The organism is Gemmata sp., assembly GCF_051859125.1.
Classification (GTDB): domain Bacteria; phylum Planctomycetota; class Planctomycetia; order Gemmatales; family Gemmataceae; genus Gemmata.
Genome location: NZ_JBHYGG010000260.1, coordinates 25,618 through 47,339, shown reverse-complemented (window position 1 = coordinate 47,339; position 21,722 = coordinate 25,618). Strand labels below are relative to the sequence as shown.

The following is a 21,722-nucleotide window of genomic DNA, read 5'->3' as shown; positions in this document are numbered from 1 at the left end:
CGGTGTCCTCCTGACCCCGTGATACACACAAACCCTTACACGCCCACTACTTCATTGTGCGTGAGCCCTACCCATCCCCGACACCACTCGATGCCCACAGAAATCGCCCAGGACCACGTGGTCAATTCTGGCCGCGATCAGAATCTTACGCCCCCATCCTCGCCAACTCCCGCCCCGCGACTTCGCCGGCCTTGCGTGTCGCAGTCGGACTCCGGGGCGGGGCAACCGCGTCGGGCGTGGCGCTGGTGGTCGCGGCGGCGAACCGCTTGAGGGCTCCGACGCTGGTCTTCCAGACGCCGCCGATCCGCACCGCCTCCAGCTTCACGAGCTTGCCGTTGCATCACACGCCCTTGAGGAGGTACCGGTGCATCGAGGATCGGTGCGTGCCCCTGAAGGCCGGGACCAGGTCGGCGGCGCAGATGCGGTGCAGCTCTTCGTTTATGAGGTCGGGTGACCGTGTCGTTAGCGGTGGGGGTCATGACGGGACGCCGATTTGATGGAAATTTCCCCGTATTTCCGTTTCTTCTGTTGACGCGATCAGGGACCGTGTCGTAAGGGGACCTTTGGGGCTCAACATGTCTCATGTGTACACCTGTTGTCCCACAGTGCAAGTGTCATTTCTGCCACGCCGTAGAGTGGCATTTCTGCCACGTCGTAAGTCGTTGGCTGTGTTGCGGTTGGGACGATGTGCAAACGAAAATAGCCCCGGTCGTGAACCGGGGCTTGTGCACTTATGGGGAGTGCCGACCGCCCACCGCTCACCCGACGCGGGCCGCCACCTGCGAGGCAAGGGTGAGGTTCCGTTCGGCGTAGACCTGGGTCACGTCCGCCCGCGAGTGGCCGAGCAGGACTTAGGCGGCCTCAAGGCCGTGGTCGCGCCGGACGGCCGTGGCGAACGTGTGCCGCAACTGTCCGGGTGACCACCGGTCCAGGCCGGCCCGCTCGGCTGCGTCCGCGACGGCGTTGGAGTAGCCCGCCGGGGTGAACCGCTCGGGCGGCACTCGCTTCGGCACCACCTTCTTCCGGCTCACCTGCGACGGCTGCACCTTGCTCTTCCGGCCGGCACGCATGGCGGCGTACCGCTCCTCGCGGGCCTCGCGGGGGCTGAACAGCGCGGCGGCCGGGTCGACCACGCACCCTTCGACCAGCACGACGGCCCGCCCGGTGTCTCGGAGCCGGGCGGCGTCCCGGTCCCGGCCCGCCTCTTGGTACGCATCGGCCATCGCGAGCCGGCCCGTACGGTCCGTCGCGAGGTCCACATTCTGCCAGTCGGCCGGCGGCGGCTTGTCGTTCACGAGGAACGTGGTCTGGACCGCACGGGCCTTGGGTCCGATCGGGATTACGCGGGCCTTGCCTTGGTGCCGCGACTTGTGCTGCGTCGGGCTGTACAACCACAGCTCGCCGGACCGGTCGATCCGGGCGAACGTGACCGCGGTCACCTCGCCCGGCCGCATCCCGGTGAGCCCTTGCAGTTCGACCATCGCGCGGACGTGGCGGCTCATGTGCGACAGTGTGGCGGCGACCACGGCGGGATCGACGGGCAGGACGGAGTCCGACTCCCGGGCACTGGTCCGGCCGCGCTGGAGCCCGGCGAGCGTCCGCAGGGCGGTGTACACCGTGACCGGAACCAGCTCCTCGGAACTGGCCCAACGGAACACCCGCTTCACGCGGTCGATCCGGCGGTTGACCAGCGTGCGGCACCAACCGGCGTTGACCATGAGGGTCCGCACCGCGGCGAGCGCCCGGGGTCCGAACTCGCCCGCGGGGCTCAGGCCGTACAACTCGCGGACGGGGGCGATCGACGCCTTGAGTTCTTTCACTTCGGAGGTCGGGGTTCCGCCCGCCAGCCTGTAGTGAAGGTCCGCGTGCCGCATGAACGCGAGCAGCACTTCGTTCACGGTCCGCTCCCCGGCGCGGTCCGCGGTCGCGACCACGGCCGGGCCGACGGTTTGCAGCTCGGCGAGGACGCGGCGGTACGCTTCCTGGCTCTCGGGTGTTCCGTACTTGCCCAGGTAGATCAACCGGCGCGTGCCGCCGGAACTGACCCGGACCATTGCTTGTCCGGTGGGCTTGTGGAGGGAGTAGGCGGGGACGTGGCTGACGTGACGCGGCATGAGGGAACTCGCGAAGTAGTGTAGGACTACACCATTTCCCGACGGTTCCGACCGCGCCCGGGAACACCCCGGGGTAAGCGTAACTGCTTTGGCCGAAAGGACTAGAAGCCAGCTCCCCGAGTAGGACTCGAACCTACAACAAACCGGTTAACAGCCAGAAAAATCCTACCGCCTGAAGGCCGCGAACGCCTTGAATTCCCAGCAGTCTATCACGTCGCCCGCTCAGTGCAAGACGACACATCGAATGCGTGAAACAAGCTGGTTTCGCGGTACTCCGGGCCGATCTGCGGTAGAGTGCGGTATCGCGCTGTGAACGCTCGCTTCGCCCGTGTTACTCGACCGCATTTCGCCCCTGAAGGGAACCTCTACCGCAGGACCTGCGGTAGCGCGGCCCCGGGGATCGATCCCCGGGGCCGCGCATTGATCCCGTTGCTTCACACCAGAGCCCACCCTCGCTCGGGGTGCGACCAAGCAAGGCCGCGGTCCCGCAGATCGCGGAGCGCGTGGTTCACCGTGTCTGCCGACGGCTCGTCGCCGCTCGGGTCGGCGGCCCGGAGCGCTGCGACGATGTGTCGCGGGAAGACGGTCGCGCCGGCCCCCAGCTCGGCGCGCAGGTCGCGTAGCTGCCGGAACACACGCCGGGTCGCGGGCCGGGCCGAGCGGAGCACTGGGGGCAGGTCGGCCCCGCCCGTCGCGGGCCTCGGCGCGCGAGACACGCCGAGCGTCAGCCGCAGCCCGCCCAGGTCGGCGCGGGCTCGGAGGTGCGAACGCCCGCACCGGTGCAGCGCCTCGCGGATCTCGGCGAGGCACCGGGCGGCAACCAACTCGGGGGAGGCTCCGGACCGGGCGCGCAACCGCACCCCGCCGCACACCGTGTGCGTGTTCATGGTCGGCTCGGGAGAGTGGTGAAGGATGAGGTCCCGGGGAGAGCGTCCGGGTCCGTGCGGCCTCAGTCGTCGAACTCGGCCGGGGGACTGAGCGGCCCGGTGCGGGCCATCTGGTGCCACACCTGGTCGAGCACCAGGCCCAGTTCGCTCCGCACCTCCGGCGTGACGGATTTGGCGAACGGCTCGGCCCCGCGCATGAGCAGGTCGGCCACCCAGTGGATCTCGCCGAGCGTCCGCGCCCACCACGCCGTCAGCTTCGCCCGGGACCGCTCGGCCTCGTGGCCCATGAACTCCCACCCGGCCCGGGAGATCGTCACCAGCTCCTCGCCGGCGGCCTCGTCGGGCACCGGCCGGCGGGGGGCGGTCCGCCGCGGGCGGGCGGCCCCGGTCCGGGCCGCGGTCGTCTTGGTCTTGGTCGCCATCGGTCGTTCCTCCTGGAGAGTGGGCCGCCACTGTGGCCCGGAGCGCCCCGCCCCGGCATCGAGCCGGGTTCACCCGTCGCGGGCGGGGCGGGCTCGTCACGCCGCCTTCAGGTCGCCCGCCGCCTCCTCGACCTTCACCTCGCCCCGCAGCTCGAACGGCTCCGGGAGCGGGACGTTGACCGTGAGCTTCACCCGCCGGAGGCCGCCGGCGTCGGCCAACTCGCCGACGTCCGCGGCGTACACCTCGGCGAGCTTGTCCGGGTCCGCGTGCGCGACGTACTCGCCCTGGTCGTTGACCATCACCCACACCTCGACCTCTTGCATCAGCGCCGCCATGTCGTGCCCTCGATCGCGTTGAAGGACGGGGCCGGCCGGAGTGACCGGCCCCGGGTTCGGTCCGCCTCACTCGTCCCCGTCGTCGTCCGGCCCGCTCATCGCGGCCGTCACCCCGGCCCCGGCCAGGATCACGCAGCCCACTACCCAGAACCCCGTCGCCATCAGCACCACGCCGCACGCCGCCTGGATCAGTGCCCCGTACATCTCGCGTCCCCCGTTCGTTGTGTCCGTCGCAACCACTCCGAACGTACTCTAGGTATAACTACCTAGGTTGTCAATCCGGATTCTAGGGAATGTTACCTAGGCATTCTGTCGGGGGCTTGCTATGATGACGGTGGGCCAACGATACAGAGGGGATCAGATGGCAAGAACGAAGGGGACGAAGCAACTCGGCGTCGAGGTCAGCGAAGCACTCTTGGACGAGTTCAGGGCGTTCTGTGAAGAGCGTGGTGAGAAGGTCCGGCACCATTTAGAGCTGGCGATGCGTCGGCACCTCGACAACCCACCGCCGCCCCTTGTGGCTCCCCCGGCACCACCTCCCCCGCCGCTGCCGGTCCCCACCAAAATTACACCGCTCCCGCCCGTCACGGCCGAGGGAGCTGAGCAGGCGAAGGTGTCAGCCCCGAAGAAGGGGAAGAAGTGATGCGCCCCGAGGGGCACCGGGCCGCGGGCCACGAACAGGCACCACACGCCCTCGACGATCCGCCGGACCGCGGCCCGGTGCGGCTCGCGGCGGTCCAGGTGTGGTTCGCGGGCGGCGCGCACCGCGACTACCTCGTCGCCCGCCACGCCGGCCACGGCTCGCAGTCCTCGAAGCGGCCGCCGCGCTGGTGGGTGCGGTCGTTCGCCGACGCGGGCGCGGACCTCGGGCTCGACCTGCGGGACCGGGCCGACGCGAAGAAGCTCGACCGGCTGCTCGCGCGGGTCGACCCGGACCAGCTCGGCGGGTGAACTGGTCGACCTCATCGGTACCTGAACAAACACTCTGAGGAGAAGCCCTATGAGCTTGGTGTCCGCAGTGGCCGCTCTCGCGAACGACTTTTGCCGCGCCGCCTTCCGGGGCTCGTCGGCAGCCGGGACCGTTGTGAAGTTGCTCGGAGTTATCGCGGTCGCCGCCACCTCATACACGCTCACCGATGTGGTTCCCATCCCCCTCGGGTCGGCCATCGCGTTTGGCGTCGCAGCCCCCTATCTGGCGTTCGTGGCCGGTACGACGTGGGCTCGGTTCCGACGTGTCACCGTGTCTGACGTTGTCGGGTGGGGACAGGGGAATTACGGGGTTGTTGTAACCAACGGCGGGTTCTCAGAAGTCACGGTTGTCCCGCGGGCAGAAGAGGCGGCCGACGCCAACGGCCCGCTGAAAGTGGTCAACGGCGAACTCCCAGCCCGCTTGCCCTGGGTGGAGTACGGCCTAACCAGTCCAGCGTTGTCCGGGGGTCGCGGCCACAAGGTGCGGCTTGTGTGCGTGACCGGACATGTGTCCCTCAGAGGTCTGTTGATCGACCGGGCGGACGTCGGCACCGGCAGTGATGACAATTGCGTCATCTTGGGGAGCCTGGGTTCACAGGGACTTGATGCCCTATGGGTGCGCATCTCTTTTGGGGAACATGCGGACCGGTGGTACGCCGTCCGCATGTCAGACGGCGGGGATGGATTCGCCGTCCGAGAAGAGAACCCTCCGCATCTCACGCGGGCATGACCCGTGCCTCACCCCGCCGCGGCGGCCCGCATCGCGGCGACCGACCGCTTCACGAGCTGGTAGACGCGGGACCGGCTCACCCCGAGGCCCTCGCCCAACTCCGTCTTGGTCTCGCCGGCGAAGGCCCGCAGCACCAGGTCCCGTTGCCGGGCCGGCAGCGCCGCGAGCAGCTCGGCCGCGGTCGCCGCCTCCTCGGTGCGCTCGAGCACCTCCGGGGGCCGCGGGTGCGGGTCGGCGAGCAGCTCGGCGAGGTCGACCGGCGAGCCGTCGGCGTCGAGCGGCACCGCCCGGCGGCCGAGGGCGGCCGGGTTGCGGCGGCGCTCGACCAGGAGCCGGGCGGCGCAGGCCCGGCGGGCGACGACGCGGACGAACGCGGGGTACGGGAGCCGGGTCGGGTCGTGGCGGGGGGTGGCCCGCCAGGTCGCGAGCAGGGCGTCCGAAAGGAAGTCGTCGGCGAGCCACGGGAACCGGCCGCCCCACCCCGCGGCGACGGACCGCACCAGGGGCGTGTACCGGTCCACCAGGTCCGCGGCCTCGGCGCTCGTCATCGTGTCGGCCCCCGGCGTGACCCACCAACGGAACGGCCCCGGACAACGAGCCCGGGGCCGACCGCCCACCCGACGCCTAATAGGGTGGCCTCACTTGAGCAGGAACCGGGCGATCATCCCGTTCGCGACCTCGTCGCCGATCTTCTTGGGCAGCTCCTTGACCGCGCCGAGCTGCTGCTTCATCAGCTCGGTCTGCTCGCCCGCCTTCGAGCCGTACCCGAACTGGCCCGCCGCGGCCGACGCGTTGAACCCGCCCTTGATCTCGTCGAACGCCTTCCCGGCCTGCGGGAGCCCGTACTTGTTGAACCGGTCCATCTCGTCGTCGGTGTGGAACTTGTCCAGGCCCCCGGCCGGCCCCCTCGCCACCAGCGCGTTGAGGGCCGCCTTCGCGTCCTCCAGCCGCTGCCGCGCCCCGTTCACGTCGGCGGCGCGGGCCGCGTCCGCTTCGCGCTGGGCGGCCTGGCGGTCGGCGACGATGCCGCCCTTGATCGCGTCCCGGTTGCGGTCGATGTTGGCGTCGGAGAAGTCGAGCGCCTTCAGCTTCCCGGACAGCCCGTCCAGGCCCACCGCGTCGAGCAGGCCCGCGGCCCCGGAGACCATCTTGGTGATGACCCCGGAGAACTGCTTGGCGATCCACGCCATCGCGTCCCAGAACAGCAGCTTGACGCCGGCGACCACGTCCCGGAACCCGTCCACGAACAGGCCCTTGAACCGCGACCAGTTGGTCTCGAAGAACAGGATCGCCCCGGCCCAGCCGACCTTCAGCGTCTGGAGCACGACCTCCCACGCGGCCGACAGGTCGCCGGCCTTGAGCGCGTCGGCGATCCCGGTCCAGGCCGTCTTGCCGACCGCGGCGACCTCGGCGAACCCGGCCTTGGCCTCGGCGAACAGCTTCTGGCCGGCGTCGGTCTGGGTCACGAAGGCGTAGCCCAACCCGCCCACGGCCGCGGCCACCAGCCCGACCGGGGACAGCACCGCGGCCGCGGCGGTGCCGATCAGGCCGAGCCCGGTGCCGAGCGCGGCGACCACCGGCCCGGCGACGGTGAGCGCGGCCCCGACCCCGCCGACGGCGAGCGCGACCCCGCCGAGGATCTTCACGGCCCCGGCGTTCTCCTTCGCGAACTTCGCGACCTCGGACACCACGGGCGCGATGCTCGTCAGGAGCGGGGTGAGCGCGTCCTGCAGGGCGCGGACCGCCTTGGCGAAGTCGGTCTGGATCTTGAGGGCCGCCTTCGCCTGCTCGGGGTCCACGGGCGACGCCTGGTTCACGAGGTCGGAGAACCGCCCCTTGGTGTCCCCCATCACCTCGTCGACCGACACCCCGGCCCGCTCGGCGGCCTCCTGGAACTTGCCCATCAGTTCGATCGGGACCTGGAACTGACGGGCCATGCGGGCCGTGTCGGCGAGGCGCGACCCGCCGCCCAGGAGCAGGCCGAGCGGCCCGGCCCCGAGGGCGGCCCCGGCCCCGAGCCCCGCGCCGCCGATCTTCGACAGGTTCGCCGCGAACGCCTTCACCCGGGCCTGGATCTTGTCCAGCGCCTTCGAGAGGTTGTCCCGGAGGTTGAGTTCCCAGTAACCCCCTCCCGCCCTCACGTCGCTGGCGCCCTTGCCGCCTCCACCGCTGGCCTTCTGCGTGCCCATCTCGTCAGCCCCCCAGTAGGTCGTTCGGGATGCCCCACAGTGCCAGCGCGGCCCGCGTCCCCGGCGCGTCCGGGAACCTGACGGCCAGGGCCGCGACGAGCGCCCGGCGGGCGCGGCGGGCGGCCGCCCCCTCGGCCAGTGCGCGGCCGAACTCGGTCGAGCCGATGCCGCGGGCCAGGAGCTGGAGCGAGCAGGCCCCGCCGACCGCGCCGGCGAGTTCGGCCGGGTCCTGGAGCCGCACGAGGACCGGGTCCGGGTCGTCGCCCTGCCACGCCGCCGCGACGTCGCACCCCCACTTGAGCGACAGCACGGCGAGCAACTCGTCGGTGACCCGCACGGCGAACGTGCCGGCGCGGCAGGCGAACGTGGGCGGGTCGGCGGTCGTCACGGTTGCGTCCTCGATCGCCGCAGCCCGGCGGGCCGGCGGGCCAACTCGGGTCAGGTCCGGGCGGCCCGGGTGGGGCGGTCCATGATGGCGTTGATGAGCTGCTGGTTCACCCCCAGCGCGCCCCGCTCGCGCTCCTCGGTCGTCGTGGCCCGCTCGCACTGGGGGCACCGCCGCTGGCGCACGGTCACGCCCGGGGCCGGGTGGCTCACCCGGGTGACCTCCAGCCGCACGGGGTAGCCCCGGCCGTCCTTGCAGGCGGTGCAGGTGAACGCGGTCATGGGTCCAGGTCCTCGGTGGTGCGGGCCGGGCTCGGGTCAGAAGTGGAGCATGGCGGGCGGTCCGCCGGCCGGGCGCGGGGCGGACCCGGCGGCGATCCTCGCCCGGCCGGCCGGGGTGAGCTTGTACCCGCCCCGGCCGGACCGGGCGAGGAGCCCGGCCCCGACCGCCGCGGCGAACACCGCCGGGGCGATGTGGACGGCCTGGAGCTGGCCGCGCTCGGCGGCCGCGACGGCCTGGAGGGCTCGCAGGGTCTGGTGGTCGGTGGTTGGCGGCACGGGGTGCCCTCCAGGAAGGTCCGGCCCGCGGCGGGCGGACGCGGTGAAGTACCCGCCCTTGAAGGCGGGCACGCGGACGAAGGACAACTCACAGAGGTCGAAGGCCGACACCCGGCAGTGCCGGGTCGCGTTGACGGTCCTGACGCCGTACCGGGTCGCGCTCCCGCCCAGCGACACGGCCCGGTACGCCGGGTTGGCCCTGAGCCACGCCACGGCGGCGGCCCCGCGGGGGGTGCCCGCGTTCACCCGCCACCGGAGCCCGTTCCGGTTGGCCCACACGGCGAGCGACCCGTCGCGGGTACCGGCCAGCTCGCGGCCCGCGGCGTGGTCCACGAGCAGCCGCACGTCGCGCGTCCCGGCCCGGACCGCGGCGAGCGAGGCCCGGAACGCGCCCGGGGTCCAGGTCCACCAGCGGGGCCACAGGTCCCGGTCCCGGTCGTCGAGGTCCGGGTTCGTGGCGCGGCCGTAGATGTACGCCCACCCCTCCGGCGGCGCGGCGGGCTTCGCGGCGACCGGAGCGCGGGGCGGCGCGGGCGACCTGGTCGGTGGCGGCACGGCGGCTCCGGGGTCAGGGGACGAACTGCTCGGCCTCGATCGCTTCCTGTTGCTTCCTCAGCGCGGCCGCCTGGCGGTGGATGTCGGCCAGCCGCGCTTCCATGTCGGCGATGGTCCGCCGCCGGCCCTCGAACTCGGCGTCCCGGGCCTCCCGGATGCGGTCCGCCTCGGGCTCCTTCGCGCGGCTGCGGTTCCTCTCTTCGTGCTGCTCGTCGCGGCCCAGCAGGAACTGCATGTCGCGGATCTTCGCCGTGAGGCCCTCCGCCCGGCGGTTGAGGTCCCCGACCTCCCGGCCGACCGCCCGCGCCGCCGCGTCGAGCCAGGCGTAGGGGCAGCTCCTGAACGCCTGCTCGCGGCGGCTGACGATGCCCTGCACCTGGCGGCGGAGGTCCTGCTTGCGGTCGTACAGGTCCTGGCACTTCGCCCCGTGGGCGTCGGAGACCTTTTGGAAGGCGGCCAGCTCCGCCCGGTGCTCGGCGTCGAGGCGGGCCAGTTCGGCTTCGAGTTGGGGCCGCCGCTCCGCGTGGGCGGCGTGCGCCTCGAACCGCCCGCGGACCTGCTCGGCGTCGCGGCGGAACTCGTCGGGCGTCTTGCCGGCGCGCTGGGCGGCCGCCCACGCGGCCTCCGGGGTGCCCGTGCCGGCGGACGCCGCGCGGATGGCGTCCCAGTACGCCCGTTCCGTCTGCTCCTGGTCGATGGCCGCGGCCGCCGTTACGCGGTCCGCCCACTCGGCCGGGGTCTCGTCGGCCGGCGGGGCGGCCTCGGCCGGGCCGAGGAGTCGGTCGCGGATGCGGCCGACAAAGGTCGGTGCGGGCATGGTCTCCCCCTGTGGTCGGGTGCTGTGCTGCGGGTGGTTGGCACCGGCAGCGTACACCCGCCACGGGGGGCGGGGGGGTGGGAATCGGGCGAGCGGCGAACTGAGGTGCCGCCGGCGGCTATGTTCCCGTCCGGCAGGCGGTCGGCCGGTTCACAACGACCTCGCGGGTGGTGAACCGGTGCCCACAGGTGGAGCACTTGCGGTACCGCACCTTGACGCCCGGCGCGGGCTTCTTCGACGAGCTGACGGTGAGCCGGACCCCGCGGCAGTTCGGGCAGTACAGGCCCTTGGGCGAAGACATCGGCGGCCCTCGGCTGGCGCACGCCGACGGCCCCAGCGGGTGCGGGGGTCGGGGCGGGCGGTGAACGGGTGTGGAGAAGGATAGCCCACTCCCGCCCGCGGTGGGACACGAGTGGGTGCGGGCCGGTCACCGCTTCCGGCGGCTCGGCTTCGGGCGCTGCTGGCTGACCATCTCGGCCGCGGCGGCACGGCCCTCATCGGTGATCTTCACCCGCTCCAGCCGGCCGCCCTCGCTCTTCACGGCGGCGACCAGGCCGGCGGCGTGCAGGCCGTACACCGCCCGGAGGAACCGGACCCGGGCGGCCTCGTCTACCTCGCCGAACCACGTCGGCGAGTACCGCGGCCCGTACTCCCGATCCTCGGCGTCGGGGCCGGACTCCCACGTCCGCCACGCCGGCGGCTTCGGCCGGGCCGCGATCTCGTCGCACCGGCGCACGACCTCGGTCAGGATCAACGCTGTCATCTGCTCGCGGTCCACGGCCCCCTCCGTCTGATCGGCGCCTGATGTCTGATTGACAACTCACTTTAGGTTGGTCGCCTGCCGTTCCCTGTGTGGTCGGATAACAGAACCCGCCCGGGAGGACCCATTGAAGGGGGGTGGGGTCCGGCCGCCGGGTTCAGGCCCGACTTCCATCGACCCTGCCGACCCCCACCGACCCTGAACGGTACTGAACCGCAATTGCGGCGTATGCTGTTGCCGCTCCGGTGTTTGAGTCTCGCTCCGCAACACGCACAGGGTCGGTAGGGTCGGTCAGGGTCGCTTTCCAGGGGTAGGTATCGCCCCACAACTCACACCCGGCCTCGCACCGACAAATCGTGTGATGCAAGACACACCCCAATGGACCGACCCTCACTGACCCTACTGACCCTGGGTGCGCCGTCCCATCCTTCAGTAACTCTTGTCTTGCAACAACTTGTAACCATTCAGACGCGGACGGCACGCGGCTTTGGCAGGGTCGGTGATCTCCGATTCAGGGTCGGACAGGGTCAGTCGCCGGCCCACGTCACGCCCGTTCGTTGTGGGATGCTCCACACGCCGTCGCCCTCGACAACGCCCGCCTCCGGGGCGATCTCGATCACCGTCTCAAAGTCGATCCCTTCTCCCGCGGCCTGGGATCGGAGGGCTGCGTGGTTCACAGGGCGACCGGACGCGAGCATCCGCCTGATCCACGCGAGCGCCTTTCGACGTTCGCCAGGACTTGCGGCGGCCCTTTGGGACGCGTGCGGCTCGCTCTCCGCGAAGCCCAAGTCGATCCCGTACCGTGCCTCGATTTCCTCCAGCGCGCGGCGGCAGACATCGTACCGGCGTTCGCCGTTCGACTTCTTGGTCGGGATGCCGTAGCTCTTGAGCTTCCGACTCACGGTGTTCGGCTGCCACTTGTTGAACGTCGCCTCGTCGCGCTCGCGACACGCGGCCAGCGCTTCGGCCGGAGTCGGCCGAAGGCCCAAGCGGACCTTCTCGGCCAACACCTCCAGTACCGTCTCGTCCGCGTCGGGGATGGCGTCGTCCCGCGACTCCTCGACGCTCCCCTTCGCGAACGCTTGCACCACGTCGAGCAGCGACTTCACGCCCCGTTCCTGGAACCACGCCGCGAGCGCCAGCAGCGGCTGCCAAAGCTCGTAGTTGCGACCCGAGATCGTGTCCGGAACAACGTCGCGGCGGTCGGCGAGGGCGACCCATGTTCGGCCGTGCTCGAGCGCAAGGGCGTGCAACTCGTCCCGCGCCGCGGCCCACTCCCCGGGGTCCGCGTCGAGCCGCCGTTTCGGCCGCTCGGACCCCTTGTCCGCCCGGAACATCGTGAACGGGATGCAGCGACTTGCCAGCGTCGGCGGAAGCCCCGCGATGCACGCCAGCACCTTCGGCCCGTACACCGCGAACCGCACCGGCCGGAACCCGTCCCCGACCGGCTCAAGGCGGATCGCGGTTCCGCCCCGCTTGTAGCCGGCCAGGAAGATCGAGTTCACCTCTTGAACCCCGGGGTCGTTGGCCTGGCGGAGTCGCTCGGCCTCGTCGTACAGGACCGTCCCGCCCTCGGCGTGAATGGTCCGGAACAGGGCCGGGGCCGTCAGGTTCGAGCTGGACAAGGGGCGGAACGCGACGCGGGCCAGGATGTCGAGGAGGCGGCTCTTGCCCGAGCCGGCGGGGCCGCCGACCGACAGGTACGGGACCGCGTCCCACGCCGGGTACGCGTAGGTGAGCACCACCCACAGGGCGAGCGTCGCCGTCGACCCCCTCGCCCGCTCGGCGTCGCCGCCCAGCTCCAGGAACTCGGCGAACCGCCGGCACACCCGCTTGAACGCGGCGGCCGGGTCGGGGGGCGGGGCCATCGCCTCCCAGGCGGAGCGCGACTTGAACGACCAGGGCGGCGACGGGCCGGCGGTCGGTTCCCCCGGGTCGGGGCCGAAGAACATTTTCCCGCCGCCTGCCAGCGCGAGCGCGGGCGGGGTGTCGACCACCTCGCGGCGGCCGTCGGCCCATCGCAGGTAGGTCCGCCACCGCGGCACGATCCGCCCGCCGTCGTCCGTCATCACGGCGAGCGTCAGGCCGGACACCTCGGGCGTGTGGAACAGCTCGGGCCGGGCCACGCGGCCGACGTCCACCTCGGCGAGCGGTGCGCCCCGCCCCGGTGCCCCGGGCGGGGCGGCCGCGGCCGAGAGCAGATGGCGGCCGACGCTCGACGCCTCGGCGTCGAGCGTGCCGGCGTCGAGATCCGGCGAGACGACGGACAGTCGCGCGCGGGTCGCCTTGGCGAACGCCGCCCGGGAGCGGGCCGAGTTGAGGTCGATCGTGTCGCGGTGCAGGTCGCCGCCCCCGTACACGGCGGTCACGATGAACCGGCCGGGCTTGTCGGCCGCGGGCGTGAACCGCACCTCGACGTGGGGCTTCGAATCCGTCGGTGGCGTCACGCCCGCACCCCCTTCCGGCGGGGCGGGGCGCCGTAGCCGGCCCGGCCGAGCGCCCGCGTCGCCGCGGCGAAGTCGCCCCCGTGACAGAGCAGCGCGTAGGCCCCGAACCGCGAGTACGACCGCTCGGCCTCGAACGGCGCGGCGGACGAGCTGAACACGTAGAGCAGGTCGTGCCCGGACGGCCCGCGACAGTGGCCGCTACTCGCCGACACGCCCGGTGGTTCCTTGCCGGGCCGGCTCCAGTACGTGACCGGTCCGGCCGATCGGTACGCCCGCCACCCGTGCCGACCGAGGACGTCGGCCCAGCTCGCGGCCGCGTTGAAGCAGTCCCCGGGCCGCTGGCCCCGGACCTCGCCGACCAACCGGCGGTCGCCGATGACCTCGTGCGCCGCCGGCCGGCTGTACTCGTTCAGGGCCGCCGCGTGGACCGTCAGCCCGTGGAACACGTCGAGCGGGACCGGGGGCGTCGGCGGACCGACGATCCACCCCGTGCGGGCGAACGTGTACGGCCGGCCGGACGGGTGGGCGGCCGGTGGCGAGCCCGGCGCAACGACCTGGTGACCGTTGCCCCGCGTCTCGATCAGGCACGCCCCGGCCGCGGTCCGGGCGTACTTAGTGCCCTTCACGGAGTCGGTGAGCCGCACGTAGACGTGAACGCCGTCGCGGGGCGTGCGGACCACGGGCGAGCCGGCGACCGCGGCCCGCTCCTCGGCCGACAGGAGCGCGGCCCACCCGTCGAAGGCAGCGCGGGCCTCGAAGTCGAGAACCACGAGGTGCCCGGACGCCGGGCCGCCGGGGATGCCGATGCCGTGCCGGACGGGGCCGGCGAACCACTGGTCGAGCAGCTCGGGGCCGGGCCGGCGCTCCGAGAACTCCCGCCAGCCGGCGAGGGCCGGGGCCTTGGAGCCGTCGAGTGCCACGGGAATCACGGACAGCCCGGCGGCGCGGTACCGCCGCGCGGCCGCCAGGGCATGGTTGTCGTCCACGGGGGCGATCCTCAGTTGTTTGCGGGGTCAAGGACGGGCGCGCCGCGGGCGATGCGGCCGACGACCGCGGCGACCTCTGCCGGGTCGCGGCCGAGCGAGAACTGGTCGGTGCCGGCGGCAATGCTGGTCCGGTAAGCGGCCGGGTCGCCGCCGGCGATCCCGGCCAGGAACTCGACCAGGACCTCGGCCGGGAACACGTCCTTGGGGACGGCGACCGCGGTGAGCGGGAACCCGCCGCTCACCCCGAGGACAACGTCCGGTATGGCGACGGTCAGCTCGCCTCTCCGGCAGACACCCAGTGAGACGAGCATGACGGGCAGGCCGCGGAGCGCGAGCCCGGCCGTTCCGTTGCGGGGCAGGTCGGTCGCAATGACCCAGTGGCGGCGACCGGTGATCGCCGCGCGGAGGCGGGCGAGTTGGTCGCGGACGCAGTTGACTGCGGAACGTTCCGGAGGCATGATGAGTTCACCTCTTGGTTCGGTGCCGACGGCACCTCGCACGCCCCGGGTCTGGTCGCCCGGGGCGTGTCGTTTCCCGGTCACTTCCGGACCCCCAGGGCGTCCAACTCCACTCCGGCGGCCACGGCCCCCCGGCGCCGCGATGCCGGCGAGCGGGGAGGGGCGACATCGTCCGCGGGGAGCGAGGCGGTGGTCAGCGAACTGGCGAACCGATTGATCGCTTCGACCGAGGTGACCCAGCGGTTGCCGAGGCGCACCGCTTCGAGTTTGACCCGCACCCCCGAGGTCGCGCGCGCGCCGGACGTGATCCAGCGGAACAAGGTGCTGGGGTTCAGAGGTGATTCCCCGCGGTAGCCAGGGAAGAGCTTCCCGGCAGCCGTCAGCCCGATGAGGGCTTCGCCGTTGAGGAGCTGGGGGCCGGCGTCTGGGGCCGGCGAAGTGGTCGTGACCATACGGAAGCAACTCCATGCGAAGCGGGCGAACGTCGCCACGCCTTGCGAGGATCATTCCGCACGGTCATGAGGTGCGCAAAAGGAAACACCGCGGACAGAATGGAAAACAGCGGACAGAAAGGACGGCCCCGGGGCCGTCCTTTCTGTCCGCTGTTGGGTGCGGCTCTTCGTCCTCTTCGCCGGCCGTCAGGCCGGCGATCTCCCGACCAGCTTTCGGAGCTGATCGTGGTTGCATCGCATCTGGAATTCCTCAGAGATCATCTTCGCGATCTGTCGCCACGGCGTATCCCGATCGCGAAGTTCCCGAACTCGGCGAACGACGTCGGGCCGCCGCTTTGCGGGTCGCCCCCGTTTGGGAGCGGTGGGCGATCCGCCGACCGCGGTCCGGAGAATTGATTCGAGCCGTAACAGGTCGCCGTCTCCGAGCCCGAAGACGCTGGCCGCGACCACGATTTGCAGGGCTTCATCAAGGTTGCCGGATCCGGGCGAGGTGGCCCGCCGGGGGCGAAACGCGGCGCTGAATTGCTCCAGCTCGGGGAACGTGTCGTGCATTTGGTTCTCGCTTTCAGAGCGTCCGGGCCGGCCGGGCAACGATCCGGGGCAAAGCGAGGAGCCCCGTCACGTCGCCCGGCCTTCGGCGGGTAGCTACTCCCGCCGGCCCGAGCGCATCCAGTTTGACCGAACGGCCGCCGGGGAACAACCCCGCCGGCCGAGCTACTCACCCCACCTCGTTCGCGACCCGGACGGCGAGTGTCAGGTCGCGCTCGGCGTAGACCTGGGTGACGTTGGCCTGGGAGTGCCCGAGCAGCACCTGGGCGGCCTCGAGGCCGTGGGCTCGCCGCACCTCGGTGGCGAAGCTGTGCCGGAGCTGGTTCGGGTGCCAGTGCGGCACGCCGGCGGCCTCACAGGCCCGGTGGATCGCCGCGGCGTAAGCCGGCGCGCAGTACGCGGTCCCCGGCCGCCGCTCCGGGGCCGCCTTCCTGCGGGCTCGCTGCGACGGCGGCACCTTCGACTTGCGGCCGGCGCGCAGGACCGCGGATCGCTCGGCGCGCTCGGCCGCGGGGGAAAACACCGCGGCGGCCGGATCGACGACGCACCCGGCCACGAACGCGACCGGCCGGGCGAGGTCGCGGAGCAGGTCCGCGTCCCGGTCCCGGCCGGCTTCTTGGAACGCATCGGCGGCGGCGAGGCGGCCCGTCGGGTCGTTCGCCAGGTCGAGCCCCTCCCACCCCGACGGCGGCGGCCGGTCGTTCACGAGGAACGCGACCAGCAGTGCCCGCGCTCGCGGCCCGAGCGGGATCACCCGGACCTTCCCGCGGTGCCGGGTCTTGTGATGAGCGGGCTGGTACAGCCACGGCTCGGCCGACCGGTCCACCTCGGCGAAGTTGAACGCCCGGACCTCCCCCGGCCGCATCCCGGTGAGGCGCTGCAGCTCGACCAGGGCGCGGACGTGGCGGCTGAGGAAGGGCAGGGCGGCGGCGACGTGGGCCGGCTCGACCGGCCCGACGGGGGCGCTCTCCCGGACCGCCGTGCGGCCCCGCTGGAGCCCGGCGAGGGTCCGCAGGGCGGTGTAGACCGTCACGGGGACCAGCTCCTCGGCCGAGGCCCACCGGAACACGCGCTTCACGCGGTCGATTCGCCGGTTGATGTTCGTGCGGCACCAGCCGGCGCTGACCATCTCCTGGCGGACCGCCGCGAGCGCGCGGGGGCCGAAGTCGGCCGCGGCGGTGTGCCCGTACAGCCGACGAAGGGGAGCGAGGGATCGCTTCAGCTCGTCCACCTCGGACGTGTGCGTACCGGCGGCCGTGCGGTAGTGGGTGAGCGCCCACCGCATGAACGGGACCAGCACCTCGTCGACGGTCAGGCCGCGGGCCGTACCCGCGGCGACGACCTGCGGCGCGGGGGAGGACGCCAGCTCGGCGACGAGCCGGCCGTACTCTCTGCGGGACTCGGGGGAGTTGAAGACGCCCAGGTACACGTCACGGCGTTCGCCGCTCGGGAGGCGAATTGTGACGACGGCTTGGCCGGAAGGGCGGTGGAGTCGGTAGGACGGAACGCGGGCGGGACGAGGCACGTCGGAACCCCCTGCGGTAGACTACCGCAGATGCAGGCTTCGCGACCGTCGCCCCGGACCGCCCGGAGGTAAGCGTAACCGCTTCGGCTGACAGGACTTAAGGCAGCTCCCCGAGTAGGACTCGAACCTACAACAAACCGGTTAACAGCCGGTTGCTCTACCATTGAGCTATCGGGGAATCTCGATCAGCACTGACACTTTTTAAAGCGATTCGCGGCTCCCGACAAGAGCAAGACAGCCACATTTCTCGTACCCACCGCACCCGGCACACATTCTCTGTTGCGGGTCGGTGTCCGTGGCCGGTCCCGGGGTGGGCTATACTGTCACCTCACCACTCCCCGGAGCCCCTTTATGTCCAGTCGCCGGATCTTCCTCAAAAGCGTCGGAACCGTGACCTCCGCCGCGCTCGCAGCGGCGGCCCTCCCCGAACGCGCTGCGGCTGCGGACGAACCCAAGCTCAAGGGCCGTGTCAAGCAATCCGTCGTGTTCTGGTGCTTCAACGCTCGCGGCGACAAGTGGTCCATCGATAGGACGTGTGAGGTCGCCAGGCAGCTCGGGTATCCGTCGGTCGAACTCGCCGGGCCCGAGACCTGGGACACCATCAAGAAGCACGGTCTGGTCTGTGCGATCGCGCCGAACGGCATGCCCGGGATGCCGTTCATGCGGGGGTTCAACAACGCCCAGTTCCACGCCGAGATCACCGAGCGCACCGGCAAGACGATCGACGCGTGTGCCGACGCCAAGTTCCCGAGCGTGATCGCGTTCGTCGGGTACAAGTGGACCAACCCCGACGACCCCAAGTCGCCCGCGATCACCCAGGACGATGCGTTCGCGAACTGCGTGAAGGGGCTCAAGGAACTCGCCCGGCACGCGGAGAAGAAGGGGGTGACCGTGTGCGTCGAGCACCTGAACACCCGCGACAGTTCCGACCCGATGAAGGGGCACCCGGGGTACCAGGGGGACGACCTCGACTTCGTGTCCTCGATCCTCCGCAAGGTCGGGTCGCCGCGGATCAAACTGCTGTTCGACATCTACCACGTCCAGCTCATGCACGGCGACCTGATCCGCCGCATCGAGCAGAACAAGGACGTCATCGGGCACGTCCACACGGCCGGCGTTCCGGGCCGCGGGGAACTCGACGAGAACCAGGAGGTCAACTACCCGGCGGTGATGAAGAAGCTCCTCGACATCGGGTACACGGGGTACGTCGGCCAGGAGTTCATCCCGACCCGCGACCCCCTCGCCGGGTTGAAGCAGGCTGTGACGTTGTGCGACGTGTGATACCAAGTCTGGCTGATCCGTACCCGCGGTGTCTCGACCTCCCCCCTGGTAGGGGAGGTCGTCACGAGTCTTCGAGTGGCGGGTGGGGAAACGGCGTCGCTATTTGTAAAGGCGCCCCCACCCGGCTCGCAGAGCCTCGCCACCCTCAAAGTGGGGAGGGCACGAACACAAGTTGCGCCGGGTCCGGATCAACCGGATTCGGTATGTCCCGGCGGCCCGCACTCTCCGCCCCGTGACCACCTCGCGCGAAATTCTCACGTCCAAGCGCGCGGGGTTCGGCTCTTGTCTGGTGGCGCGACTCTCCCTCCCATCCGTCCCGCCGCCCGGAGTTGCCCCGATGCGACGGCTCCCGATCGCCCTCTCCGTTCTCGCGCTCTTCGGCCCTCACACGCAACCCGCACGGGCCGAGAGCCCGAAACCGGACGCGTCGGCCCCGCCCGACAAGACCGCGATCGCGTTCTTCGAGAACAAGATCCGGCCGGTGCTGATCAAGGAGTGCTACTCGTGCCACTCCGCCGAGACCAAGAAGGGGCCGAAGGGCGGGCTGTTCCTGAACAGTCGCGACGGGCTCCTGAAGGGCGGCGACTCGGGCAGGTCGATTGTCCCGGGGAAGCCCACCGAGAGCCCGCTGATCCACGCGCTCCACGGCGACGGCGTCTCGACCATGCCGCCCAAGGGGAAGCTCCCGGACGCGGTCATCGCCGACTTCGAGAAGTGGGTGAAGATGGGCGCGCCGGACCCCCGTGCCGGGGCGGTCGCGGTCGCCGCGGGAATCGACATCGAGAAGGGCCGGCAGTTCTGGAGCTTCCGGCCGGTCGCGGCTCCCGTGGTTCCCGCGGTCGGGGGCCGGTCGGCGATCGACGCGCTGGTGTTCGGTAAGCTCGCGGAGCAGGGGCTCTCGCCGGCACCCGCGGCCGACCCGCAGACCCTCGTGCGCCGGCTCTTCATCGACCTCACCGGGCTCCCGCCGGCGCCCGAGGACGTTGAGGCGTTCGTCAAGAACCCGTCGCCCGCGGCGTACGCGGCCCTCGTCGACCGGCTCCTCGCGAGCCCGCGGTTCGGCGAGCGGTGGGGCCGGCACTGGCTCGACCTCGCCCGGTACGCCGACAGCAACGGCAAGGACGAGAACCTCACCTTCCACGAGGCGCACCTCTACCGCGACTACGTCGTGCGGGCGTTCAACGCCGACAAGCCCTTCGACCGGTTCGTCGTCGAGCAACTCGCCGGCGACCTGCTCCCCGCCACGACCCAGGGCGAGCGCGACGAACTGCTGGTCGCGACGGGCTTCCTGGTCGTCGGCCCGAAGATCCTCGCCGAGCGCGACAAGTTCAAGCAGCGGTTCGACGTGGCCGACGAGCAGATCGACACCGTCGGCAAGGCGCTCCTGGGGCTCACGCTCGGGTGCGCCCGGTGCCACGACCACAAGTTCGACCCGGTGCCGACCGCCGATTACTACGCGCTCGCGGGCATCTTCACGAGCACCCGCACCATCGACGGGTTCAAGCTCGGTAACCCGCTCGTGTCCGGGTGGATCCGGCGGCCCCTTGGCGTCCCGGAGCCCGAGAAGGTCGCCGCCGCCCGCCGGCTCTACGAGGCGCGGCTCAAGAAGGTCCAGGACGAGATCAAGGCGGTGAAGGCGCTGCTCGCGGCGAGCCAGGAAAAGGCCACGATGCGGAACCCCGGTGCGCTGCTCGGCATCACGGTAGACGACACCGAGGCGAAGTTCGTCGGCACCTGGAAGGGCTCCACGTTCAGCAAGCCCTACGTCGGGGCCGGGTACGTTCACGACGACAAGGCCGGGAAGGGCGAGAAGTCCGCCACGTTCACCCCGAAGCTCCCGCGGGCCGGCGAGTACGAGGTGCTGCTCTCGTTCACCGCCAACCAGGGCCGCGACACGAACGTCCCCGTCACCGTGACCTGCGACGGCGAGGTCAAGGAACTCACGGTCGATCAGACGAAGCCGCCCGAGATCGACGGCCTGTTCCACTCGATCGGGAAGTTCACGTTCAAGGCCGGGGCGGTCGGTTCGGTCACCATCGCGACCAAGGGGACCGAGGGGCACGTCATCGTGGACGCGGTCCGGTTCGTCCCCGCGGGCGAACTCGCGAAGCTCCCCGAGATGATGGGCATGGGCGTCGCGCCCGAGGTCAAGGCGGCGGTCGCCGAGCAGCAGGCGCGGCTCCAGGCACTGGAAGCGCGGGCCGCCGCGCTCCGGGCCGGGACCCCGCCGCCGCCCAGGATGGCGATGGCCGTTCGCGACGAGGACAAGATCGAGGACGCCCGCATCAACATCCGCGGCAACCCGGCTCAGCTTGGGGCCGTGGCCCCGCGGGGGTTCCTCCGGGTCACGACCGTCGGCCCGCAGCCGGCGCTCCCGGCCGACCAGAGCGGCCGGCTCCAGCTCGCCGAGTGGATCGCGTCGGCCGCGAACCCGCTGACCGCCCGCGTCGCCGCGAACCGCGTGTGGATGCACCTGTTCGGCAGCGGCATCGTTCGCACGGTGGACAACTTCGGCACCCAGGGCGAGCCGCCGGGCCACCCCGAACTGCTCGACTACCTCGCCGCGCAGTTCACCAAGAGCGGCTGGTCGCACAAGAAGCTGATCCGCGAGATCGTCACCAGCAGCGCCTACCAGCGTTCGGTGACCGCGGACCCGGCGCTGCTCAGGGCCGACCCCGAGAACCGGCTGTTCGGCCGCGCGACCCGCCGCCGCGTCGAGGCCGAGGTGATCCGCGACGCGATCCTGACCGTGTCCGGTCGGTTGGACCTCGACGGCGGAGGGCCGGTCGTGTCGCACCTGCCCGAGAAGGTGATCGAGAACGACTCGAAGGGCGGGTTCAACACCGACCCGCTCACGAAGCGGGCCGTGTTCCTGCCGGTGATCCGCAACGACCTGCCGACGGTGTTCGAGGTGTTCGACTTCGCCGACCCGGACGTGTCGAACGGCCGCCGCGACGCGACCACCGTCTCGACGCAGGCGCTGTACCTGATGAACAGCACGTTCGCGAACACCCACGCCCGGCTCGCCGCCGAGCGGCTCCTGGGCGAGTCGGCCGACGACGCGCGGCGCCTGGAACTGCTGTTCCGCCGGGCGCTCGGGCGGTCGCCGACGAGGGCCGAGGCGGCCGCGACCGAGCGGTTCCGCGCCGAGTACCGCAAAACCATCGAGTCGCTGGGCACCGGTCAGAAGCCGAAGAACCCGGACCTCGCGGCGTGGACCGCCGTGTGCCTGTCCGTGTTCGGGTCCAGCGAGTTCCGCTTCGTCGAGTGACCTCCCCCGCACCCCCGAGTCGGAGTTCCCCA

General features: G+C 71.4%; 24 protein-coding genes and 1 tRNA gene. 5 read left to right on the top strand and 20 right to left on the bottom strand.

Annotated elements, in window-relative coordinates; all coding sequences use genetic code 11:
* Window positions 1–851: 851 nt before the first annotated feature.
* The 5 genes from ACTIGN_RS24620 to ACTIGN_RS24600 form a co-directional block, all read right to left on the bottom strand.
* Entirely contained in the window at window positions 852–2,114 is a 1,263-nt protein-coding gene (locus tag ACTIGN_RS24620; RefSeq protein WP_439628831.1) for a hypothetical protein, read from the bottom strand.
* Between the two features lie 434 nt (window positions 2,115–2,548).
* A complete protein-coding gene (locus ACTIGN_RS24615) occupies window positions 2,549–3,001 on the bottom strand; it encodes a hypothetical protein (protein ID WP_439628829.1) in 453 nt (150 codons plus the stop codon).
* Window positions 3,002–3,063: 62 nt separating this feature from the next.
* A complete protein-coding gene (locus ACTIGN_RS24610; RefSeq protein ID WP_439628827.1) occupies window positions 3,064–3,423 on the bottom strand; it encodes a hypothetical protein in 360 nt (119 codons plus the stop codon).
* A 96-nt stretch (window positions 3,424–3,519) separates the two neighbouring features.
* Window positions 3,520–3,759, bottom strand: coding sequence for a hypothetical protein (locus ACTIGN_RS24605; protein ID WP_439628825.1), 240 nt, complete (start codon window positions 3,757–3,759; stop codon window positions 3,520–3,522).
* A gap of 66 nt (window positions 3,760–3,825) precedes the next feature.
* Window positions 3,826–3,963 (bottom strand): hypothetical protein, encoded by a 138-nt coding sequence (locus ACTIGN_RS24600; RefSeq protein ID WP_439628823.1) that lies wholly within the window; start codon window positions 3,961–3,963, stop codon window positions 3,826–3,828.
* A gap of 157 nt (window positions 3,964–4,120) precedes the next feature.
* Between ACTIGN_RS24600 and ACTIGN_RS24595 the strand changes: the two genes are divergently transcribed.
* The 3 genes from ACTIGN_RS24595 to ACTIGN_RS24585 are packed head-to-tail and all read left to right on the top strand — an operon-like array spanning window position 4,121 to window position 5,458.
* A complete protein-coding gene (locus tag ACTIGN_RS24595; RefSeq protein ID WP_439628821.1) occupies window positions 4,121–4,402 on the top strand; it encodes a hypothetical protein in 282 nt (93 codons plus the stop codon).
* Window positions 4,402–4,710: a hypothetical protein gene (locus ACTIGN_RS24590; RefSeq protein ID WP_439628819.1), complete on the top strand. Its 309-nt coding sequence runs from the start codon at window positions 4,402–4,404 to the stop codon at window positions 4,708–4,710. Before ACTIGN_RS24595 ends, ACTIGN_RS24590 begins: the two co-directional genes overlap by 1 nt.
* Before the next feature lie 49 nt (window positions 4,711–4,759).
* Window positions 4,760–5,458 (top strand): hypothetical protein, encoded by a 699-nt coding sequence (locus tag ACTIGN_RS24585; protein WP_439628817.1) that lies wholly within the window; start codon window positions 4,760–4,762, stop codon window positions 5,456–5,458.
* Window positions 5,459–5,466: 8 nt separating this feature from the next.
* Here ACTIGN_RS24585 and ACTIGN_RS24580 read toward each other — a convergent pair whose 3' ends face one another.
* The 15 genes from ACTIGN_RS24580 to ACTIGN_RS24510 form a co-directional block, all read right to left on the bottom strand.
* A complete protein-coding gene (locus tag ACTIGN_RS24580; RefSeq protein ID WP_439628815.1) occupies window positions 5,467–6,006 on the bottom strand; it encodes a sigma-70 family RNA polymerase sigma factor in 540 nt (179 codons plus the stop codon).
* 90 nt (window positions 6,007–6,096) lie between these two features.
* Window positions 6,097–7,647, bottom strand: coding sequence for a hypothetical protein (locus ACTIGN_RS24575; RefSeq protein WP_439628813.1), 1,551 nt, complete (start codon window positions 7,645–7,647; stop codon window positions 6,097–6,099).
* A gap of 4 nt (window positions 7,648–7,651) precedes the next feature.
* Window positions 7,652–8,035 (bottom strand): hypothetical protein, encoded by a 384-nt coding sequence (locus ACTIGN_RS24570; RefSeq protein ID WP_439628811.1) that lies wholly within the window; start codon window positions 8,033–8,035, stop codon window positions 7,652–7,654.
* A gap of 50 nt (window positions 8,036–8,085) precedes the next feature.
* Window positions 8,086–8,313 carry a hypothetical protein gene (locus tag ACTIGN_RS24565; RefSeq protein WP_439628809.1) on the bottom strand — a complete coding sequence of 76 codons (228 nt, stop codon included), beginning with the start codon at window positions 8,311–8,313 and terminating at the stop codon, window positions 8,086–8,088.
* Between the two features lie 36 nt (window positions 8,314–8,349).
* Window positions 8,350–9,144, bottom strand: coding sequence for an HK97 family phage prohead protease (locus tag ACTIGN_RS24560; RefSeq protein ID WP_439628807.1), 795 nt, complete (start codon window positions 9,142–9,144; stop codon window positions 8,350–8,352).
* A 13-nt stretch (window positions 9,145–9,157) separates the two neighbouring features.
* The gene (locus ACTIGN_RS24555) at window positions 9,158–9,961 is read right to left on the bottom strand and encodes a hypothetical protein (protein WP_439628805.1); all 804 of its coding nucleotides are present in this window, start codon (window positions 9,959–9,961) and stop codon (window positions 9,158–9,160) included.
* A 118-nt stretch (window positions 9,962–10,079) separates the two neighbouring features.
* The gene (locus ACTIGN_RS24550) at window positions 10,080–10,262 is read right to left on the bottom strand and encodes an NrdR family transcriptional regulator (protein ID WP_439628803.1); all 183 of its coding nucleotides are present in this window, start codon (window positions 10,260–10,262) and stop codon (window positions 10,080–10,082) included.
* 126 nt (window positions 10,263–10,388) lie between these two features.
* Window positions 10,389–10,724 carry a hypothetical protein gene (locus ACTIGN_RS24545; RefSeq protein WP_439628801.1) on the bottom strand — a complete coding sequence of 112 codons (336 nt, stop codon included), beginning with the start codon at window positions 10,722–10,724 and terminating at the stop codon, window positions 10,389–10,391.
* Between the two features lie 524 nt (window positions 10,725–11,248).
* A complete protein-coding gene (locus ACTIGN_RS24540) occupies window positions 11,249–13,168 on the bottom strand; it encodes a hypothetical protein (RefSeq protein ID WP_439628799.1) in 1,920 nt (639 codons plus the stop codon).
* Window positions 13,165–14,154, bottom strand: a complete 990-nt coding sequence (locus ACTIGN_RS24535; protein WP_439628797.1) for a bifunctional DNA primase/polymerase — start codon at window positions 14,152–14,154, stop codon at window positions 13,165–13,167. Before ACTIGN_RS24535 ends, ACTIGN_RS24540 begins: the two co-directional genes overlap by 4 nt.
* 11 nt (window positions 14,155–14,165) lie before the next feature.
* On the bottom strand, window positions 14,166–14,612 hold the full coding sequence (locus tag ACTIGN_RS24530; protein WP_439628795.1) for a hypothetical protein: 447 nt from the start codon (window positions 14,610–14,612) through the stop codon (window positions 14,166–14,168).
* A gap of 80 nt (window positions 14,613–14,692) precedes the next feature.
* On the bottom strand, window positions 14,693–15,064 hold the full coding sequence (locus ACTIGN_RS24525; protein WP_439628793.1) for a DUF1580 domain-containing protein: 372 nt from the start codon (window positions 15,062–15,064) through the stop codon (window positions 14,693–14,695).
* Window positions 15,065–15,250: 186 nt separating this feature from the next.
* Window positions 15,251–15,616, bottom strand: a complete 366-nt coding sequence (locus ACTIGN_RS24520) for a hypothetical protein (RefSeq protein WP_439628791.1) — start codon at window positions 15,614–15,616, stop codon at window positions 15,251–15,253.
* Between the two features lie 166 nt (window positions 15,617–15,782).
* Window positions 15,783–17,042, bottom strand: coding sequence for a tyrosine-type recombinase/integrase (locus ACTIGN_RS24515; RefSeq protein ID WP_439628789.1), 1,260 nt, complete (start codon window positions 17,040–17,042; stop codon window positions 15,783–15,785).
* A 202-nt stretch (window positions 17,043–17,244) separates the two neighbouring features.
* Window positions 17,245–17,316, bottom strand: a tRNA-Asn gene (locus ACTIGN_RS24510).
* Window positions 17,317–17,489: 173 nt separating this feature from the next.
* On the opposite strand from ACTIGN_RS24510, the gene ACTIGN_RS24505 reads away from it, so the two are divergent.
* Window positions 17,490–18,419 (top strand): hydroxypyruvate isomerase family protein, encoded by a 930-nt coding sequence (locus ACTIGN_RS24505; protein ID WP_439628787.1) that lies wholly within the window; start codon window positions 17,490–17,492, stop codon window positions 18,417–18,419.
* Between the two features lie 337 nt (window positions 18,420–18,756).
* The gene (locus tag ACTIGN_RS24500) at window positions 18,757–21,690 is read left to right on the top strand and encodes a DUF1553 domain-containing protein (RefSeq protein ID WP_439628785.1); all 2,934 of its coding nucleotides are present in this window, start codon (window positions 18,757–18,759) and stop codon (window positions 21,688–21,690) included.
* Window positions 21,691–21,722 lie beyond the last annotated feature (32 nt).

Bases quoted from the DNA above. Each gene is read 5' to 3' on its own strand.
- ACTIGN_RS24525 (WP_439628793.1), bottom strand. From the start codon at position 15,064: ATGGTCACGACCACTTCGCCGGCCCCAGACGCCGGCCCCCAGCTCCTC.
- ACTIGN_RS24600 (WP_439628823.1), bottom strand. From the start codon at position 3,963: ATGTACGGGGCACTGATCCAGGCGGCGTGCGGCGTGGTGCTGATGGCG.
- ACTIGN_RS24505 (WP_439628787.1), top strand. From the start codon at position 17,490: ATGTCCAGTCGCCGGATCTTCCTCAAAAGCGTCGGAACCGTGACCTCC.
- ACTIGN_RS24555 (WP_439628805.1), bottom strand. From the start codon at position 9,961: ATGCCCGCACCGACCTTTGTCGGCCGCATCCGCGACCGACTCCTCGGC.
- ACTIGN_RS24615 (WP_439628829.1), bottom strand. From the start codon at position 3,001: ATGAACACGCACACGGTGTGCGGCGGGGTGCGGTTGCGCGCCCGGTCC.
- ACTIGN_RS24565 (WP_439628809.1), bottom strand. From the start codon at position 8,313: ATGACCGCGTTCACCTGCACCGCCTGCAAGGACGGCCGGGGCTACCCC.
- ACTIGN_RS24575 (WP_439628813.1), bottom strand. From the start codon at position 7,647: ATGGGCACGCAGAAGGCCAGCGGTGGAGGCGGCAAGGGCGCCAGCGAC.
- ACTIGN_RS24610 (WP_439628827.1), bottom strand. From the start codon at position 3,423: ATGGCGACCAAGACCAAGACGACCGCGGCCCGGACCGGGGCCGCCCGC.
- ACTIGN_RS24530 (WP_439628795.1), bottom strand. From the start codon at position 14,612: ATGCCTCCGGAACGTTCCGCAGTCAACTGCGTCCGCGACCAACTCGCC.
- ACTIGN_RS24545 (WP_439628801.1), bottom strand. From the start codon at position 10,724: ATGACAGCGTTGATCCTGACCGAGGTCGTGCGCCGGTGCGACGAGATC.
- ACTIGN_RS24580 (WP_439628815.1), bottom strand. From the start codon at position 6,006: ATGACGAGCGCCGAGGCCGCGGACCTGGTGGACCGGTACACGCCCCTG.
- ACTIGN_RS24590 (WP_439628819.1), top strand. From the start codon at position 4,402: ATGCGCCCCGAGGGGCACCGGGCCGCGGGCCACGAACAGGCACCACAC.
- ACTIGN_RS24500 (WP_439628785.1), top strand. From the start codon at position 18,757: ATGCGACGGCTCCCGATCGCCCTCTCCGTTCTCGCGCTCTTCGGCCCT.
- ACTIGN_RS24520 (WP_439628791.1), bottom strand. From the start codon at position 15,616: ATGCACGACACGTTCCCCGAGCTGGAGCAATTCAGCGCCGCGTTTCGC.
- ACTIGN_RS24585 (WP_439628817.1), top strand. From the start codon at position 4,760: ATGAGCTTGGTGTCCGCAGTGGCCGCTCTCGCGAACGACTTTTGCCGC.
- ACTIGN_RS24620 (WP_439628831.1), bottom strand. From the start codon at position 2,114: ATGCCGCGTCACGTCAGCCACGTCCCCGCCTACTCCCTCCACAAGCCC.
- ACTIGN_RS24595 (WP_439628821.1), top strand. From the start codon at position 4,121: ATGGCAAGAACGAAGGGGACGAAGCAACTCGGCGTCGAGGTCAGCGAA.
- ACTIGN_RS24605 (WP_439628825.1), bottom strand. From the start codon at position 3,759: ATGGCGGCGCTGATGCAAGAGGTCGAGGTGTGGGTGATGGTCAACGAC.
- ACTIGN_RS24550 (WP_439628803.1), bottom strand. From the start codon at position 10,262: ATGTCTTCGCCCAAGGGCCTGTACTGCCCGAACTGCCGCGGGGTCCGG.